Genomic DNA, 18,267 nt, shown 5'->3' with positions numbered 1-18,267 from the left:
CATCCGCGCGGGCGATTGCTACACTGCGGCGATGCAGGAACCGCGCCGCGCCAAGAAGAAAACCAAGGCCACCTCGATGGACATCGCCCATCGTGCCGGGGTGTCGCAGGCCACGGTCTCTCGCGTGTTGCGCGGCAGCCCGCTGGTCAATGCCGAGACCCGCAAACGCGTCGAGGAAGCGGTCCGCGAGCTCAACTACAAGGTCGATCGCCACGCCTCCAGCCTGCGCACGCAGCGCGCCGGCACGCTGGCCCTGCTGCTGTTCGAGGATCCGACCCCGGACGACTCGCACATCAACCCGTTCTTCCTGTCGATGCTCGGTTCGATCACCCGCGCCTGCGCCAAGCATGGCCACGACCTGCTGGTGTCGTTCCAGCAGCTGTCGGACGACTGGCATGCCGACTACGAGGACAGCATGAAGGCCGATGGCCTGATCCTGCTCGGCTACGGCGATTACATCGCCTACGAAAGCAAGCTCGCCCACCTGGTGGCGCAGGGCACGCACTTCGTCCGCTGGGGCGCGGTGCTGCAGGGACAGCCGGGCATTTCCATCGGTTGCGACAACGCCGCGGGTGGCGCACTGGTCGGGCGACATCTCATCGCGCGCGGGCGACGCAAGGTTGCGTTCCTGGGCGATGCCTCGACCCACTTCCCGGAATTCTTCGCGCGCTACTGCGGCTGCGATGGCGCGCTGCGCGAAGCCGGCCTGCGCATGAATCCGGCCTTGCAGGTCGATGCCGACAGTTCCGAGCAATCCGGCTACGACGCAGCGCGCACGCTGATCGCACGTGGCCATGCATTCGACGCGATCTTCGCCGCCAGCGACCTGATCGCGATCGGCGCGATTCGCGCGCTCACCGAGCATGGCTTGCGCGTGCCCGACGACGTCGCCATCGTCGGCTTCGACGGCACTCCGATGGCGCGCTTCTCCAACCCGCCGCTGACCACGGTGGTGCAGGACACGTCGGGCGCAGGCGAATTGCTGGTGGCCAGCCTGCTGAGACTGGTGCGCGACGAGCCCGCCGAGAGTGTGACCCTGATGCCGACGCTGGAAGTCCGCGCCTCCAGCGGCGGCTGATCTCGTACTAATGCGCTCTGCGCGCGCCAGACATCGCCTGATCGAGCGCGGCCTGCAACGCGGGCTCCATCACCGGCGCATCCAGCACGAAGACCTGCACGTCATGCGCCGCCACCTTGGCCGACAGCGCGCCGCCTGCGGCGACATCGACCGTGCTGGCGTCCAGCGCCGAACGCCAGCGTCCCGCCTGCAGCATCGTGGCGATCTCGAAGCGTTGCGCGGCATCGCCCTTGTTGAGCAATACCAGCGCGATCTGGCGCATGCCGTCGTGCTGCAACACGCGATAGAAGGCCGCGCGGTCGCCTTGCAGCGCGATGTCGAGTTGCAGGCCGCGCTGCAGTGCAGGCGTCGCCGCGCGCACGTTGGCGATTCGCGACAGCGCCGCGTGGATCGGGCTGCGCTTCGCCGCTTTGATCCCCTCGTTGCCGAAGTAATTGCGATTGCCGGCGTGTTCCGCGCGACCGCGCATGAAGCCCATCTCCGAGCCGTAGTAGACGACCGGGATGCCGCGTGCGGTGAACAGCCAGTTGTGCGCGTCGATGAAGCCTTCATCGCTCGCGTCCATCCGCGGCATGTCATGGTTGTCGTAGAACGTCGCCAGGTCGTACGGATTGGCGTAGGGGCCTTCGGTGAGGAACAGCGACGGTGCCAGCCGCTCGAAGCCCACACGCTTGCGGCCGAACACCTCGTCCATCGCCTGCTTCATCGGGAAGTCGAGCACGCTGACTCCGCCGTTGCCGGGCAGGGTGTGCACCGCGATCTTGGCCGCGTCGTAGTCGAAGGCTTCGCCGAACATGAAGAAGCCGGGACGCTTCGCGCGGATGCGCTGGGTGAATGCGTGCCAGAACGATGGCGGCATCCAGCTGATCGTATCGATGCGGAACGCGTCGGCGCCCTGGTCGATCCAGAGGCCGTAGGCATCGACCATGTACTCGAGCACCGCCGGGTTCCCCGCATCGAAATCCGCGAGTTGCGCCAGGTTGCCGTCGAAGATCGAGCCCTTCGCACCGTCGACCGGGCCGGTGGTGTTGTAGAAGCGATGCAGCGGATTGCGCACCGGATCCAGCGATTGCGGCGGCAGGTTCTGGTGGTCGGCGATGAGCCTGCCGGCCTTGTCGAAGACCTGGCCGAACTTCGGCTGCGGCTTCGGCATCGTCCAGCCCGGCGAGCCATGGTTGCCGACGATATCCAGCACCAGTTTCATGTCCTTGGCATGCACCGACTTCGCAAGCCCGGCGAAGTCGAGCCCGGCACTTGGAAGGTGTTCGTCGAGCTTGTAGAAATTCGTGCCCCAGTAGCCGTGGTAGCCGCTCTTGCCCTGGTCGGTGAGAATGCTGCCGCAACTCGGTGGCGAGCCGCCGGTGAAGGCTTCGTCCGGATTGTCGATCACCGGTGTGATCCATACCGAGGTGAAGCCCATCCCGCGGATGTAGTCGAGGTTGTCGGCGATGCCCTTGAAGTCGCCACCGAGATAGCCGATGTTGCCGGCCACGCCGTCGCAGACCGGCAGCGGGATGTCGAAGGTGCGGTTCGCACCGCCCTGGTCGCGATGGTCGTTGCCGGTATCGCCGTTGACGAAGCGGTCGGTGACCACGAAGTACACCGCGTTGGCGGCGAACGGTTCCAGCGTGCCGTAGTAGTCCTTCGCCGGTGCGGCGGTCGTTGCCGCATCGCGCGGCGTGGTCGAGGCGCAGCCGCTGATGGCCAGGGCGATGGCGACGGCAAGCGAGGTGGTCGTGTGGCGAAAGGTCATGCGCTTGCCTCCGGCGATGGTTCCTGGACGCGCACGAGCGCCAACGCCGCCAGCAGCAGGCTGGTGCCGCTGATCGCCATCGCGAAGATCGGGCGGTTGTCGAACAGCCCACGCAAGGCCGGCCCGAGCAGGGTCGCGGCGACGATCTGCGGGATCACGATGAACATGTTGAAGATGCCCATGTAGATGCCCATCTTCGGCGCTGGTACGCAGCTGGACAGCAGCGCGTACGGCATCGACAGGATGCTCGCCCAGGCCACGCCGACCAGCGCGAACGACAGGATCAGCCACGCCGGATCCGGCACCGCCCACATCGACAAAAAGCCGACGCCGCCGAGCACCAGCGACATCGCGTGCACGGCCTTGCGATTCAATGGCCTGCGCGCGGCGATGAAGCTGAGCAGCAGTGCGACCAGCATCGACGACAGGCCGTAGTAGCCCATGTAGGAGCCCACCAGGTCGGCGGCATCCTGGAATGCGGCATTCGCCGACTGGAACGCCGCCGCTTGCGTCGCATTCGCCATGTCGAACGCAGCCGGGTTCGGTGCCGGTGCCTTGAACACGTGTTCGGTCAGGCCCGGCGTGGCCATGCTCCACATCGTGAAAAACGCCAGCCAACTGAAGAACTGCACGGTGCCGAGCCGACGCATCTGCAGGGGCATCGCTCGTACATGCTTGAAGATCTCGCTGAAGAGATTGCGCTGCATGCGATTCTCGTCGCGGAAGCGCTGCAGATCCTCCGGTGGATATTCGCGGGTGGTGAACACCGTGACCAGGATGCTGGCCATGAACACGAACGCGCCGATCGCGAAGGCGATCTTCACCGACGGCGGCACCACTCCGGGCCCGGCTTCGTTGGGCACGCCGAGCAAGGTCACGAACCAAGGCAGGTTGCTGGCGATCCACGTGCCGATGCCGATGATCAGCGTCTGCAGCACGAAGCCGTAAGAACGTTGCTGCTCGGGAAGCTTGTCGGCGACCAGTGCACGGAACGGTTCCATGCTGATGTTGATGCTGGCATCGAGCACCCACAGCAAGCCCACCGCCATCCACAGCGTCGGCGAGTGCGGCATGAACAGCAGGGCGATCGAACTGAGGAGGGCACCGATCACGAAGTAGGGACGGCGGCGGCCCAGCACCGGATGCCAGGTGCGATCGCTGAACCAGCCGATCACCGGTTGCACCAGCAAGCCGGTCAGCGGCGCGGCGATCCACAGCAACGGCAACGCGTCTTTCTCCGCACCCAATGTCTGGAAGATGCGTGACATGAAACCGCCCTGCAGGGCGAATCCGAACTGGATGCCGAGGAAGCCGAACGACATGTTCCAGATCTGCCAGAACGACAGTGCCGGCCTGGATGACGTGCCCGTTGCATGCATGCGTTGCCTCGTGTGCGTGGCGATCAGAGTGCGCGGAGTGTGCTGCAGCGCATCGGCCGAGTCGTGATGCAGCGCCGCATATTCGGCATGTTTCAGGGGGTCATCGTGCATGTAAACGTATTCAACCCCTCATCGAATCGGCGATGCGTGCCGCAGGCGGCATGATCCGCGGCAGTCGCAAGCGGGATGGATGTGGGGATGACGGATCAGCAATGGTGGCGCGGCGCGGTGATCTACCAGATCTACCCGCGCAGTTTCCTCGACACCGATGGCGACGGCGTGGGCGACCTGCCGGGCATCGTCGCGCGCCTCGACCACGTGGCGTCGCTCGGCGTGGACGCGATCTGGATCTCGCCGTTCTTCAAGTCGCCGATGCACGATTTCGGATACGACATTTCCGATTACTGCGATGTCGATCCGCTGTTCGGCACGCTGGACGACTTCGACCGGCTCCTGCGCGCGGCGCATGCGCGCGGGCTGAAGGTGATGATCGATCAGGTGCCCAGCCACTGCTCGATCGAGCATCCCTGGTTCGTCGAGAGCCGGCAGGACCGCGACAACCCCAAGGCCGACTGGTTCGTGTGGGCCGATGCGAGACCCGATGGCAGCCCGCCCAACAACTGGCTGTCGATCTTCGGCGGCGTGGCTTGGACCTGGGAGCCGCGCAGGCGGCAGTACTACCTGCACAACTTTCTCAGCTCGCAGCCGCAGCTGAACTTCCACAACCCGCAGGCCTACGCCGCGCAGCTGGAGTCCCTGCGTTTCTGGCTGGATCGCGGCGTGGACGGCTTCCGCCTGGATTCGATCAACTTCCCGTTCCACGACGCGCAACTGCGCGACAACCCGGCCAAGCCGATGGAGCTGCGCCAAGGCCGTGGCTTCAGTCCCGACAATCCGTATGCATTCCAGTACCACACCTACAACAACACGCGGCCGGAGAATCTCGGCTTCCTCGAAGACGTTCGCCGATTGATGGACGGTTACGCCGATGTCGCCGCGCTTGGCGAAATCTCGTCGGATGATTCGCTGGCGACGATGACCGACTACGTGCAGCCGCACCGCCTGCACATGGGCTACAGCTTCGAGCTGCTGACCGACGACGCATCGCCCGCACACATCCGCAACACCGTCGAAGCGCTGGAATCGCAACTGCAGGGCGGCTGGCCGTGCTGGGCGATTTCCAACCACGACGTGCAACGCGCGGTCACCCGTTGGGGCAATGGCCATGATGACGAAGCGCATGCGCGCCAGTTGATCGCGCTGGTCTGCTCGCTGCGCGGATCGGTCTGCCTCTACCAGGGCGAGGAGCTCGGCCTGCCGGAAGCGGACGTGCCGTACGAAGCGCTGCAGGATCCCTACGGCAAGGCGTTCTGGCCGAACTTCAAGGGACGTGATGGTTGCCGCACGCCAATGCCGTGGACTGCGGGCGAACATGCCGGCTTTAGTGAAGGCAAGCCGTGGCTACCGGTGCCGGCGACGCACATCGCGCGCAACGTGGACGTGCAGGCAGCCGATCCGTCGTCCGTGCTGAATGCCGCGCGTGCATTCCTGCATTGGCGCAAGTCGCAACCCGCGCTGGTCGAAGGCACGATCCGCTTCCTCGATGCACCCGCGCATGTCCTCGCATTCGTGCGCGAACATCGAGGCAAGCGGATGCTGGTCGCGTTGAACCTCTCGCCGGAGGCAATCGCGTGGACACCGCCGACCGGCATTGCGCTGCTGTCCGCACCCGGCATCGATGCGGCCAACCTGCGCGATGGCGTGTTGCAGTTCCCGCCGCGCAGCGCCGCCTACGCCAGCCTGGCGTGAGCAAGACGATGCGCGGCATGCGAACGACCTTCGCATTGCTGCTCGCCGCAAGCGGCGTGGCCCAGGCCGGGATCGATGACTGCGATGGCGACAGCATGCGCGTGCTGCAACCGGTCGCGCATGCCGCCACCGATGCGCGCGGGTACTGGCTGGATGACACGCGCATCCGTTGGCCGGGACAGCCTGTAGGCGCACGCTACCGCCTCGTTGCTTCGACATCCGCAACCCTGCAGGTACAACGCGGTGCGCCTGTCGCTGGCGCGGATCACGGGTACGCCTTGTCGGGATCGGAAAATGTGCCTGACGATGTCGCCGCACGCTTCCGCTTTGTTGGCGCTGGCGCGACGTTGGCGTTGCCGCAGGATGCGCGGACGGAACTGCGCGACTTGTTGCGCGGCCAGGCGATGCTGGTGCATGAAGACGCCCGCGGCAACGTGATCGATGCCACCTATCTGCAAACGCCGGGCGCGCTGGATGCGTTGTACGCCGCCGCTGCCGATGATGATCGCGTGCCGCTCGGGGCAACGCCGGGCGACGGAACAACGTGGTTTCGGGTATGGGCGCCGACGGCGATCGACGTGTCGGTCTGCCTGTATCCCGATGGCGCATCGCCTGCCATCGAGTCGGTGCCGTTGGCGCGCGAGGAGCGCACCGGCCAGTGGCTCAACGGCAACCCGCGCGACCTGCGCGGCAGTTACTACACGTACCTGGTCGACGTCTTCGTGCCGGGTGTCGGCATCGTGCGCAATCGCGTCACCGATCCGTACTCGGTGAGCCTGACCACGGACTCCAGGCGCAGCTACATCGCCAACCTCGACGATCCCGCATTGAAGCCAGCCGGTTGGGACGATGCGCCGCGCCCGCCTGCGTTGGCATCGAACACCGAGATGGCGATCTACGAATTGCACGTGCGCGACTTCTCGATCGGCGACGCCAGCGTGCCCGCAGCGCATCGCGGCAAGTACCTCGCCTTCACCGATGCCGACAGCAATGGCATGCGCCATCTGCGCGCGTTGGGCGAGGCCGGCATCACCGATATCCACCTGCTGCCGGTCTTCGATATCGCGACTATCCCGGAATCGGACTGCGTTACTCCCGTGATCCGGCAGGCCAAGGCGGACAGCGACTCGCAGCAGGCGGCGGTGATGGCCGTTGCCGCGAAGGATTGCTTCAACTGGGGCTACGACCCGTTCCACTTCAACGCGCCGGAGGGCAGCTACGCCAGCGATGCCGCGGACGGCGCGGTGCGCATCCTCGAGTTGCGCGCGATGGTGCAGGCCCTGCACGCAGCCGGCCTGCGCGTGGGCATGGACGTGGTCTACAACCACACGACCGCGTCCGGGCAGTCGCCGCGATCGGTGCTGGACCGCATCGTGCCGGGCTATTACCAGCGGCTGGATGCGAACGGCAACGTCGAGACCTCGACCTGCTGCGACAACACCGCGACCGAGCACCCGATGATGGTCCGACTCATGCGTGATTCGGTGGCGCTGTGGGCGCGCGACTACCGCATCGATTCGTTCCGCTTCGACCTGATGGGCCACCAGCCGCGCGCGGCAATGATCGAGGTGCAGCGCGCCGCGAACGCCGCTGCCGGTCGCTACGTCCCGTTGGTCGGCGAGGGCTGGAATTTCGGCGAGGTCGCCAACGGCGCGCGTTTCCCGCAGGCCGCGCAGGGCATGTTGAACGGCAGCGACATCGCCACGTTCAGCGATCGTGCGCGCGACGCGCTGCGCGGTGGCGGTTGTTGCGACAGTGGCGTCGACCTGTTCGCGCAGCAGGGCCTGCTCAACGGACTGGCGTACGCGCCGAATGCGAGTGCACGCGGCAAGGCCACGCGTCGCGACCTGCTGCATGCCGCCGACCTCGCGCGCACCGGTTTGGCGGGCACCCTGCGCGAGTACCGCATGATGTTGGCGGATGGCCGCGTCGCGCCCCTCTCTGCGCTCGACTACAAGGGCATGCAAGCCGGCTATGCCAGTCAGCCCGGCGAGGTCGTCAACTACGTCGAGAACCACGACAACCCGACGCTGTGGGACATCCACGCCTTGAAGTTGCCGCAGGACACCAGCGCGGTGGAGCGTGCGCGCGTGCAACTGCTGGGTGCCGCTTTCGTCGCCTTCAGCCAGGGCGTCCCGTATTTTCATGCCGGCATGGACGTGCTGCGCAGCAAGTCGCTTGATCGCAACAGCTTCGATTCCGGCGACTGGTTCAATCGGCTCGATTGGAGTTACACCGACAACGGCTTCGGCGCGGGACTGCCGCCGCCGCAGGACAACGGCAAGGACTGGGATCTCTTGCGGCCCGTCCTGCGCAATGCCAATGCGAAGCCGCCGCCCGCCGACATCGCCTGGATGCGCGACACCTTCCGCGACCTGTTGCGCATTCGTGCCAGCTCACCGCTCTTCCACTTGCGCAGTGCGGATGACGTGCAGCGCAGGCTGGTATTCCGCAATGTCGGGCCGAAGCAGAATCCGCTGGTTGTCGTTGGTCATCTCGATGGCGACGGCATGCCCGGCGCGTATCGCGAGGTGCTGTACCTCCTCAACGTGTCGCCTGACGTGCAGTCGCTGGTGCTGCCGGAAGAGGCAGGCAAGCCGTACGTGTTGCATCCCGTGCAAGCCGCGGACGGAGCGGCAGATGCGCGCGCGAAGCAGGCGCGCTATACAGCGAAGGATGGAGCCTTCACGGTGCCGGGCCGCACGGCGGTGGTGTTCGTGGTGGATACGAAAAAGGACACGCGATGAAGACGCTGAAATTCGGAATCCTGCTGGCGCTCGCATTGCCGGGCTTCGTGCACGCGGAACAGGTGGCGCAGGCGGCATCGCCCGACGGCCGCATCGTGGTGCAACTGGATCTCAATGGCGAAGGTCGCCTGGCCTATCGCGTGCTGCGCGATGGCAAGCCGGTCATCAGCGACTCGCGGCTCGGCTTCATCCTGCGCAACGATCGCCAGTTGCTGCGCAACCTCAAGATCGACGGACAGTCATCGCGCAGCTTCGACGAGACCTGGGAACAGCCGTGGGGCGAGCGTCGCTTCGTGCGCAACCGTTACAACGAACTGCGCGCGGACTTCGCGGAGAAGGATCGCGACCAGCGCCGCTTCTCGATGGTGTTCCGGGTGTTCGATGATGGCGTCGGCTTTCGCTACGACGTGCCGAAGCAGCCGAACCTTGCGGAAGCGCAGATCGTGCAGGAATTGACCGAATTCGCGGTCGCAAGGCCGTCGACGGCGTGGTGGATTCCGGCCTATCAATGGAATCGCGAGGAGTACCTGTACAACCGCACTGCGTTGTCGCAGGTGGGCGTGGCGCAGACGCCGATCACCCTGCGTGCCGATGATGGCTTGCATGTCACCGTGCATGAAGCGGCGCTGGTGGACTACGCCGGCATGAATCTGGCGAAAGGCAAGGGCCAGTTGTTGCACGCGTCGCTGACGCCGGGTAGCGGCGCAGCAGCGGTGGTGCGCTCCACGCCGTTCCACACGCCATGGCGCACGATCCAGATCGGTGATCGCGCAGCCGACCTGGTCGAATCCAGCCTCATCCTCAACCTCAACGAGCCGAACGCGCTCGGCGACACCAGCTGGTTCAAGCCGCACAAGTACGTGGGCGTGTGGTGGTCGCTGCATCTCGACAAGGAAACCTGGGCCACTGGCCCGAAGCACGGCGCGACCACCGCGAACACCAAGCGCTACATCGACTTCGCTGCCGCCAATGGATTCCGTGGCGTGCTGGTAGAGGGCTGGAATGTGGGCTGGGATGGCGACTGGTTCGCCAACGGCTGGGATTTCGATTTCCGCAAGGCAACAAACGATTACGACCTGCGCGGACTAGCCGCGTACGCGAAGGCGAAAGGCGTGCACCTGATCGGCCACCACGAGACCGGCTGCGCGGTCAGCCACTACGAGCGGCAGATGGATGACGCCTTCGCGTTGTTCGACACGCTCGGCATCGACGCGGTGAAGACCGGTTACGTCTGCGATGCCGGGCAGATCGAGCGGCAAGACGTGGCGAATGGATCGGTGCTGCGCGAGTGGCATGAAGGCCAGTGGATGAGCAACCATCACCTTCGCGTGGTGCGGGATGCGGCGAAGCATCGTGTCGCGATCAACGCGCACGAACCGATCAAGGACACCGGTCTGCGCCGCACGTATCCGAACTGGGTGTCGCGCGAAGGCGCGCGCGGGCAGGAGTTCAATGCCTGGGGCGATCCGCCGAACACGCCCGAACACGAAGTCACCCTGGTTTACACGCGCATGCTCGCCGGGCCGATGGATTACACGCCCGGCGTGGTCAGCCTGACCGGCAAGAACGGCCAGGAAATCGGCAGCACACTGGCGCGCCAATTGGCGTTGTACGTGGCGCTGTACAGCCCGATCCAGATGGCCGCCGACCTCCCGGAGCATTACGCGCAACATTCGGAAGCGTTCCGCTTCATCAAGGACGTGGCGGTGGATTGGGACGAAAGTCATCTGATTGCTGGCGAAGTGGGTGAGTACGCCGCCATCGCACGCAAGCAACGCGGCGGCGCGGATTGGTTCATCGGTGCGATCAATGATCGCCATGTGCGCAGCGTGCCATTGAAACTCGATTTCCTGGATGCCGGAACACGTTATCGCGCCGAGATCTATCGCGATGGCGAAGGCGCCGACTGGAAGGGCGCTGCGCGCTTTCGCTTCGTGCGCGAGGAACGCACGGTTGTGCGTGGCGACGTGCTCGATGCGTGGCTCGCGGGTGGTGGTGGCATCGCCGTGCGATTGGTGCCGCTGACACGCTGATCCGTGATGCATCCATTGCTGCGATTTTCGCGGCGCTGGACATTGTTGCGTTGCCGCATATCGGTGCCGATCGGTACCGATGTGCATGCCGATGCGCGTTTCAGGGGTCGCTCGATCATGCTGAAAGCAAGCGCTGGTGCGGGTTTCGCGGCTTCTTGCGATGGATTGCAATGAATACGTATGCAAGTTGGCGCGGCAGTGGAGTGACGCGACTACCATCGCGCCGTTCGTGTAAAGCCGTCACGGCATGCACGATGATCGAACGGCGAGGGACCGTTCGACACCTCATTCATTCCTGGAGGGGAAGATGGTGCAGTTGAAGCGAAACCTGTTGAGCGTGGCATTGGCTTCGGCCGCGATGATGCTTGCGGCGCAGGCACATGCGCAGTCCACGCCTGCCGCGGACCAGACCGAACAAGAAGCAGCGGCCGCGAAGAAGAGAGACGATGCGAAGAACCTCGACACTGTCGTGGTCACCGGCATCCGTGGCGGCATCGAACGCGCGATCGACACCAAGAAAAACGCGACGTCGATCGTCGAAGCGGTGTCGTCCGAGGATATCGGCAAACTGCCCGACATCAGCATCGCCGAATCGATCGCGCGACTGCCTGGCCTTGCCGCACAACGCGTTGCGGGTCGCGCGCAGGTGATCAGCGTGCGTGGCCTGTCGCCGGACTTCGCCACCACCTTGCTCAATGGACGCGAGCTGGTCAGTACCGGCGACAACCGCAGCGTCGAGTTCGACCAGTACCCGTCCGAGCTGATGGCCGGCGTAACGGTCTACAAGACCCCGGATGCCTCGATGGTCGGCCAGGGTCTGTCGGGCACGCTGGACATGCGCACCGTGCGCCCGCTGGATTACGACAAGTCCGTGTTCGCAATCAGCGGCCGCATGCAGCGCAATTCGCTCGGTTCTGCCGGAAATACGGATGCCGATGGCAATCGCTTCAACGTCAGCTACATCGGTCAGTCTTCGGATCGCCGGGTCGGATTCACCGTCGGTTACTCGCATTCCGATACGCCGATCCAGGAAAATCAGGTGGGTCTGTACGAGCCATGGCAGGCGATCGGTGACGGCTGGCGGCCGGGCGTCGCCGCCGGCACGTTCTACTCGGATGGCATCAAGGCCTTGCGTCGCACCGGCTACACCAAGCGCGATGGGGTGATGGCATCACTCGAGTTCCGCCCGTCCGATGCCTGGATCAGCACGCTGGATGCGTTCCACTCGAAGGCGACGCAGGAGGACACCGCGAATCAGTTCGAGGTCAACCTGGGCGACTACAACGGCGGGTTTGGGCGCATCAACATCACCAATCCGCAGATCAACGGCAATAACACCTTCACCGGCGGCACCGTCGCCAATCTGTATCCGCTGGTGCGCGGCATGTACAACAAGCGCGAAGACACGATCAAGGCGTTCGGCTGGAAGAACGAATTCTTCGTCGGTGGCACCACCATCGTGGCCGATGCCAGCTGGTCGAAGGCCAATCGCGACGAACTCAACCTGGAAAACAACACCCAGCTGGCACCGGTGCCGTCGCTGGATACGTTGGCACTGACCTACTCCAGCGATGGGTTCTCGCAGATGGTGCCGGGTCGGGATTATTCCGATGCCAGCAAGCTGTTCCTCCGCAATACGATCTACGGGTCGGGCTACGGCAAGACGCCCAAGGTCGAAGACGAGCTGCTCAGTCTCAAGCTGGGTGCAACGATGCCTGCGCCGGAGTCGATGGGCTGGCTATCCAGTATCGATTTCGGCGTCAATTACGCCGATCGCAGCAAAGCCAAACGCCAGCCTGAAGGCAACATCAACGTCGGGGCGCAGGGCGATACCGTGATCGGCTCCGAGTTCCAGTACGGGCTGGTCGACCTGGGGTTCGCGGGCATCGGTTACATCCCGTCATGGAACGTGCCGGGCGCGGTGGCCAAGTACATGACCTTCAATCCGGTCGAGAACCTGAACTACCTGATTCCGAAAGCGTGGACGGTGGACGAGACCATCCTGACCGGCTACCTGCGCGCGAACATCGACACGGAATTGGGCTCGGTGCCGGTGCGCGGCAACATAGGCCTGCAGATCCAGCAGGTCGACCAGTCGTCGGCTTCGAATTACTGGGATGCCTCGCGGCCGGCCGGTCAGGAAGTCCAGCCGATCAACCGTGGCAAGAAGTACACCGACGTGTTGCCGAGCATGAACCTGGCGTTCTCGTTGAGCGACGACCAGACCCTGCGCGTGGCGCTGGCCAGGCAGGTCGCGCGGCCACGTGTCGATCAGCTGCGCTCCTCACTGGAATTCGGCGTCGATACCAGCAAGCCGATCCCCGAGCCGGGCGCTGGCGGCGGCAATCCGGAACTGGATCCGTGGCGGGCCAACGCGCTGGATATTTCCTACGAGAAATATTTCGGCACCAAGGCCTATGTCGCGGCCGCCGTGTTCTACAAGCAGCTGAGCAGCTACATCTTCACCCAGCCGCGCGATGGTTATGACTTCACCGACCTCCTGGCGGGTTACGTGCTGCCTCCCGGTGTCACCACGCCACCAAAGACCACGGGTATCTACACCGCGCCCTACAACGGCAAGGGTGGCAAGTTGCAGGGCCTGGAACTCACCGCGTCGCTGCCGTTCAACCTGTGGTCGCAGGCGCTCGACGGCTTCGGCATCGTGGCCAGTGCGAGCTTCACGGACAGCAACATCAAGATCCGCGATCCGGAAAGCGCGTCCAGCGTCGGCAATGCCGACATCACGTTGCCGGGCTTGTCGGATCAGGTGTACAACCTGACCGCGTACTACGAGCGCAACGGCTTCGAGGCCCGCGTCAACAATCGTCGGCGTTCCGACTTCATCGGCGAGATCGGCGATTTCGCGGCGAACCGCAAATCGCGTTACGTGGTCGGCGAGAACATCACCGACGCGCAGATCGGCTACTCGTTCGGCGAAGGCCGGCTGAAGGGTCTGGGCCTGCAACTGCAGGTCAGCAATCTCACCAACGAGTCGTATCGCACGTACGCCGGCGACAAGGATCGTCCGCTCGAGCACATCGAGTGGGGCCGCACCGTGCTGCTCGGAGTCAGCTACAAGTTCTGATTGCCCTCCCTCCCGGGTGGCAACCGGCCCCCGCCTCGCAAGAGGCGGGGGTTTTCATTTGCGGATTGCAGAACGTGCATGTAGAAGCCGGCACGCAGCCGGCTTTTACGTTTGACCAGGCGAGTGTCGCCGTCGTGCTGCCTCAGCGTTTCAGCGAAGCGGCCTCGGCGGCCAGCGCACCGATGCGTGCCCAGTCGCCCGCCTTCACCGCATCTGCCGGCACCATCCACGAACCGCCGACGCAGGCGACGTTCGGCAATGCGAGATAGGCGGGGGCCTTCGCCGCATCGATGCCACCGGTGGGGCAGAACCGCGCCATCGGCAGCGGTCCACCGAAGCCTTTCAATGCGCCGATGCCGCCGCTGGATTCGGCCGGGAAGAACTTGAACCGCCGCCAACCATGTTCCATTCCGCGCATCAGTTCGCTGGCGGTGGCGATGCCCGGGATCAGCGGCGTGCGGCTGGCTTTCGCGGCATCGAACAGCGCGTCGGTGGCACCGGGCGAGATCGCGAAGCGCGCGCCGGCATCGGCGACGTTGGCGAGATCGGTGGCCGACAGCACGGTGCCGGCACCGACGCAGGCCTGCGGCAATTCGCGCGCGACCAGGGCGATGGCATCCAGGGCGCAGGCGGTGCGCAGGGTGATCTCCAGCACCGGCAGGCCGTTGTCCGCGAGCGCGCGGCACAGCGGCAGCGCGTCCTCGATGCGGTCGATGGCGAGCACCGGGATCACCGGGGCAAGGTCGAACACGGCATCGACCAGTTGGCTATGGCGGGCGGTATCGAACATCGGACTCAGAACTCCTTGGCGCGCAGTGCGGTGGCGGCACCGAGCAGGCCGGGATGGGGATGGGTGATGACGTGGATCGGCACCGATTCCAGCAGCGCGGCCATGCGGCCCTTGGCCAGGAAACGCTCGCGGAACGCGCTGGCGCGCAGGAACGGGATGAAGCGCGGGATGATGCCGCCGGCGATCACCACCGTGCGCGCACCGTGGATGAGCGCGCAGTCGCCGGCCACGCTGCCCAACACCGAGCAGAACCGTGCGAGTGTGCGCCGCGCGGCCTGATCATGTCCTTCCAGCGCGGCGGCGACGATCTCCGCAGGTTCGCGCAGTGCCGGCTTGAGCAGTGATGTTTCACCCGGAAGCAGCGACGGTCCCGGCAGCACCGCGCTGGCACCGCGCAGGACCACATCGATTTCGGACAATCCCTTGCCGCACAGCAGGCGTTCGGTCGAGGTGCGGCCGTGCTGTGCGGTGAGCCAGGCGGAGATCGCGCGTTCCTCGTCGCCGACCGGCGAGAACCCGACATGGCCGCCTTCGGTTTCGACCGCATGCCAGCCGTGCTCGTGCGAGCCGACGATCAGGGCAACGCCCAGGCCAGTGCCCGGGCCGAGCACGCTGATCGGGCCGCGCAGCGGCGATGGAGCCTGCCCTGATGAGCCTGCCGAAGGGCCATGCAGGGTCACCAGGTGTTCCGGCTGCAGCGCCGGGATCGCCCAAGCGACCGCCCCGAAGTCGTTGAGCATGCGCAATTCGTCGAGCCCCAGCGTGCGCTGCAATTCGCTGCGGCTGAACGACCAGGCGCGATTGGTCAGACGGATCTCGTCGCTGCCGACCGGGCAGGCGACCGCCAGCGCGGCCCGCGCCGGCCTGGCGCTGACGCCGGACAGGTAGTGCTCGATCGCGTGCTGCATGCTTGCGAAGTCCGCATTCGGCAGCGACTTCGATTCCAGCAATTCGATGGTCGGCGACGACAGGTCGGTCAGCGCGAATCGCGCATTGGTACCACCGATGTGACCGACCAGCGCGAGCGAGTTTTCGCTCATGGCCTGCCCTCGTCCTCGTCGAGGAACAGCGCGCATGCGCCCTGTTCGGCGGAGCCGACCTGCTTGCGCATCATCGCGAACAACTCGCGGCCATGGCCGATGTGGTTGTCGGCCAGTGCAGGGCGCACGGCCTCGCGTGCGGCCCAGGTGTCGGCATCGACCAATGCTTCCATCGTGCCGGCGTCGCCATCGATGCGGACGATGTCGCCCTCGCGCAGTTTCGACAGCGGGCCGGCATCGGCGGCTTCCGGAGTGACGTGGATCGCCGCCAGCACCTTGCCCGACGCACCGGACATGCGGCCGTCGGTGAGCAGGGCGACGCGTTGGCCGCGATCCTGCAAGGCGGCCAGCGTCGGGGTGAGCTTGTGCAATTCGGGCATGCCGTTCGCGCGCGGGCCCTGGCCGCGCACGACTGCGACGAAATCCCCCGCGAAGCCATCGCGCTTGTCGAGTTGTCCGGCCTTGAACGCGGCCAGTAATGCGTCCTGCGATTCGAAGATGCGTGCCGGTGCTTCGATGCGGCGCAATTCGGGGGCGACCGCGGAAATCTTGACCACCGCGCGGCCGAGGTTGCCCTGCAGGCAGCGCAGGCCGCCTTCGCTGTCGAACGGCGCGGCCACGCCACGCACCACGTTGTCGTCCAACGACGTGGCCGGCGCGTTGCGCCAACGCAAGGTCAGGTCGTCGAGCCACGGTTGCATCGCCTGCTGGCGCAAGTCGCCGCCGTGCACGCAGGCGACATCGCCATGCAGCAGGCCGGCATCCAGCAGCTCGTTGATCACCAGGCCCAGGCCGCCGGCGGCCTCGAAATGATTCACGTCGGCGGATCCGTTCGGATACACGCGCGCCAGCAGCGGCGTGGCCTGCGAGAGTTCGTCGAGATCGGTCCAGTCGATCAGCACGCCGGCCGCGCGCGCCATCGCGACGAGATGCAGCGCGTGATTGGTGGAGCCGCCGGTGGCGGCCAACCCGACCATTGCGTTGACGATGGCTTTCTCGTCGATGGTGCGCGCCAGCGGTCGGTAATCGTTGCCGAGCGCGGTGATGCGCAGCGACTGTTCCGTGGCGGCCACGGTCAGCGCATCGCGCAGCGGCGTGTTCGGCGGGACGAAGGCGCTGCCCGGCATGTGCAGGCCCATCACTTCCATCAGCATCTGGTTGGAATTGGCGGTGCCGTAGAACGTGCAGGTGCCGGGCGAGTGATACGACGCCGCTTCGGCTTCGAGCAACTCGTCACGACTTGCCTGGCCCAATGCGTAACGCTGGCGAACCTCGGCCTTCTGCTTGTTGGGGATTCCGGACGGCATCGGTCCGGCAGGGATGAAGATGACCGGCAAATGCCCGTAGCTCAACGCGCCGATCAGCAGGCCGGGCACGATCTTGTCGCACACGCCCAGGCACAGCACCGCATCGAACATGTCGTGCGACAGCGAGATTGCGGTGGCCATGGCGATGGCGTCGCGCGAGAACAGCGACAGCTCCATGCCGGTGCGGCCCTGGGTGACGCCGTCGCACATCGCCGGCACGCCGCCCGCGACCTGCGCGCTGCCGCCGGCATTGCGCGCGGCCATGCGGATCAGCGTGGGGTAGTGCTCCATCGGCTGATGCGCGCTGAGCATGTCGTTGTACGACGTGATGATGCCGATGTTGCCGCCGGCACCTTCGCGCAACATCGGCTTGTCCACGCCCGATGCGGCGAAGCCATGCGCCAGGTTGCCGCAGGACAGTTCGCGCCGCGCCGGGCCGGCCTCGCGCGCCGCGTCCATCCGCGCCAGGTAGTCGCCACGCAGGCGCCGGCTGCGGTCGGCGATGCGCGAGGTGACACGCTCGATGGCGGGAAGCAGGGGCATCGTTCAAGGACTCCAGTGGATGTGGACGTGGCGACCGGGCGCATGCAACAGCGTGGTCACCGGGAAGGCGCAATCGGGATCTGCTTGTGCCTGTCGCAACACCACGCGCTTGTCGGCACCGGTGACGACCAGATGGATGTCGCGCGCATGCAGCAGTCGCGGCAGGGTCAGGCTGATCCGCGCGAACGGCGCTTCCGGCGGCAGCGGGTCGGGCAGGGTGGCGATGGCGTCGATGCCGGATGCCGTCGCAAGCCCCTCGGCCAGGTTTTCCGCGCCGGGAAACAGCGAGGCGAAATGGCCATCCGCGCCCATGCCCAGCAGCACCGCATCGAACGGTTGCGGATTCACCGCGAGCAATGCGCGCGATTGCGCAAGCGAGGCATCGACATCGCCATCCTCACGGGTGAGTGCATTCGGGACGATGTTGGCATCGGCGGCGAATGCCTCGCGCAGCGCGCGCAGGTTGCAGGCCGGGTGGTCGTGCGGCACGCAGCGTTCGTCGGTGGGGATCGCACTGACCACGCCACCCAGATTCGCAGCGGCGAGTTGCGCGTACACCGGCAACGGCGTGCGTCCGCCCGCGAGCGCCAACCAGGCCTGCCCGCGTGCGTGGATGGCGGTGCGGCAGGCATCGACGAACGCCTCGGTCACGTGCGAGACGAGCGCAGCGACATCGGCATGGTCGTGTTCGATCCACGGCATT

General features: G+C 65.6%; 11 protein-coding genes. 5 read left to right on the top strand and 6 right to left on the bottom strand.

From position 1 onward, the window contains the following. The first annotated feature begins 31 nt into the window (after nucleotides 1-31). A complete protein-coding gene (locus H9L16_RS15475; protein WP_187552522.1) occupies nucleotides 32-1,078 on the top strand; it encodes a LacI family DNA-binding transcriptional regulator in 1,047 nt (348 codons plus the stop codon). A 7-nt stretch (nucleotides 1,079-1,085) separates the two neighbouring features. On the opposite strand, the gene H9L16_RS15470 is transcribed toward H9L16_RS15475, so the two are convergent. Then, nucleotides 1,086-2,831, bottom strand: coding sequence for an alpha-amylase family glycosyl hydrolase (locus H9L16_RS15470; protein ID WP_187552521.1), 1,746 nt, complete (start codon nucleotides 2,829-2,831; stop codon nucleotides 1,086-1,088). After that, nucleotides 2,828-4,210, bottom strand: a complete 1,383-nt coding sequence (locus tag H9L16_RS15465; protein WP_187554232.1) for an MFS transporter — start codon at nucleotides 4,208-4,210, stop codon at nucleotides 2,828-2,830. The genes H9L16_RS15470 and H9L16_RS15465 overlap by 4 nt, the downstream gene beginning before the upstream one ends. Before the next feature lie 198 nt (nucleotides 4,211-4,408). Between H9L16_RS15465 and H9L16_RS15460 the strand changes: the two genes are divergently transcribed. The 4 genes from H9L16_RS15460 to H9L16_RS15445 all read left to right on the top strand — a co-directional run bounded on the left by H9L16_RS15460 (nucleotide 4,409) and on the right by H9L16_RS15445 (nucleotide 13,884). After that, a complete protein-coding gene (locus tag H9L16_RS15460) occupies nucleotides 4,409-6,019 on the top strand; it encodes an alpha-glucosidase family protein (protein WP_187552520.1) in 1,611 nt (536 codons plus the stop codon). A 17-nt stretch (nucleotides 6,020-6,036) separates the two neighbouring features. Beyond that, complete coding sequence (locus H9L16_RS15455) at nucleotides 6,037-8,766, top strand: alpha-1,6-glucosidase domain-containing protein (protein ID WP_229796485.1); 2,730 nt, start codon at nucleotides 6,037-6,039, stop codon at nucleotides 8,764-8,766. Further along, nucleotides 8,763-10,799, top strand: coding sequence for a glycoside hydrolase family 97 protein (locus H9L16_RS15450; protein WP_187552519.1), 2,037 nt, complete (start codon nucleotides 8,763-8,765; stop codon nucleotides 10,797-10,799). The genes H9L16_RS15455 and H9L16_RS15450 overlap by 4 nt, the downstream gene beginning before the upstream one ends. A 307-nt stretch (nucleotides 10,800-11,106) precedes the next feature. Then, nucleotides 11,107-13,884 carry a TonB-dependent receptor gene (locus H9L16_RS15445; RefSeq protein ID WP_187552518.1) on the top strand — a complete coding sequence of 926 codons (2,778 nt, stop codon included), beginning with the start codon at nucleotides 11,107-11,109 and terminating at the stop codon, nucleotides 13,882-13,884. A gap of 142 nt (nucleotides 13,885-14,026) precedes the next feature. Here H9L16_RS15445 and H9L16_RS15440 read toward each other — a convergent pair whose 3' ends face one another. From H9L16_RS15440 to pgl, 4 genes are read right to left on the bottom strand one after another with little or no spacing between them, the layout of a single operon-like run. Next, nucleotides 14,027-14,674 carry a bifunctional 4-hydroxy-2-oxoglutarate aldolase/2-dehydro-3-deoxy-phosphogluconate aldolase gene (locus H9L16_RS15440; RefSeq protein WP_187552517.1) on the bottom strand — a complete coding sequence of 216 codons (648 nt, stop codon included), beginning with the start codon at nucleotides 14,672-14,674 and terminating at the stop codon, nucleotides 14,027-14,029. A 5-nt stretch (nucleotides 14,675-14,679) separates the two neighbouring features. Then, nucleotides 14,680-15,714, bottom strand: a complete 1,035-nt coding sequence (gene glk, locus H9L16_RS15435; protein ID WP_187552516.1) for a glucokinase — start codon at nucleotides 15,712-15,714, stop codon at nucleotides 14,680-14,682. Then, nucleotides 15,711-17,564, bottom strand: coding sequence for a phosphogluconate dehydratase (edd, locus tag H9L16_RS15430; RefSeq protein ID WP_187552515.1), 1,854 nt, complete (start codon nucleotides 17,562-17,564; stop codon nucleotides 15,711-15,713). Before edd ends, glk begins: the two co-directional genes overlap by 4 nt. 3 nt (nucleotides 17,565-17,567) lie before the next feature. Further along, the gene (gene pgl / locus H9L16_RS15425) at nucleotides 17,568-18,266 is read right to left on the bottom strand and encodes a 6-phosphogluconolactonase (RefSeq protein WP_187552514.1); all 699 of its coding nucleotides are present in this window, start codon (nucleotides 18,264-18,266) and stop codon (nucleotides 17,568-17,570) included. Nucleotide 18,267 lies beyond the last annotated feature (1 nt).

This window comes from Thermomonas carbonis (genome assembly GCF_014396975.1).
In the GTDB taxonomy this organism is placed as follows: Bacteria; Pseudomonadota; Gammaproteobacteria; order Xanthomonadales; family Xanthomonadaceae; genus Thermomonas; species Thermomonas carbonis.
The sequence above is the reverse complement of the archived record's forward strand: the minus strand, read 5'-3'. Positions and strand labels throughout refer to the sequence as shown.

What these genes read in the sequence shown, in the direction of transcription:
- H9L16_RS15470 (WP_187552521.1), bottom strand. Translation starts at nt 2,831, where the DNA reads ATGACCTTTCGCCACACGACCACCTCGCTTGCCGTCGCCATCGCCCTG.
- H9L16_RS15475 (WP_187552522.1), top strand. Translation starts at nt 32, where the DNA reads ATGCAGGAACCGCGCCGCGCCAAGAAGAAAACCAAGGCCACCTCGATG.
- edd (WP_187552515.1), bottom strand. Translation starts at nt 17,564, where the DNA reads ATGCCCCTGCTTCCCGCCATCGAGCGTGTCACCTCGCGCATCGCCGAC.
- H9L16_RS15440 (WP_187552517.1), bottom strand. Translation starts at nt 14,674, where the DNA reads ATGTTCGATACCGCCCGCCATAGCCAACTGGTCGATGCCGTGTTCGAC.
- H9L16_RS15445 (WP_187552518.1), top strand. Translation starts at nt 11,107, where the DNA reads ATGGTGCAGTTGAAGCGAAACCTGTTGAGCGTGGCATTGGCTTCGGCC.
- pgl (WP_187552514.1), bottom strand. Translation starts at nt 18,266, where the DNA reads ATGCCGTGGATCGAACACGACCATGCCGATGTCGCTGCGCTCGTCTCG.
- glk (WP_187552516.1), bottom strand. Translation starts at nt 15,714, where the DNA reads ATGAGCGAAAACTCGCTCGCGCTGGTCGGTCACATCGGTGGTACCAAT.
- H9L16_RS15450 (WP_187552519.1), top strand. Translation starts at nt 8,763, where the DNA reads ATGAAGACGCTGAAATTCGGAATCCTGCTGGCGCTCGCATTGCCGGGC.
- H9L16_RS15455 (WP_229796485.1), top strand. Translation starts at nt 6,037, where the DNA reads ATGCGAACGACCTTCGCATTGCTGCTCGCCGCAAGCGGCGTGGCCCAG.
- H9L16_RS15460 (WP_187552520.1), top strand. Translation starts at nt 4,409, where the DNA reads ATGACGGATCAGCAATGGTGGCGCGGCGCGGTGATCTACCAGATCTAC.
- H9L16_RS15465 (WP_187554232.1), bottom strand. Translation starts at nt 4,210, where the DNA reads ATGCATGCAACGGGCACGTCATCCAGGCCGGCACTGTCGTTCTGGCAG.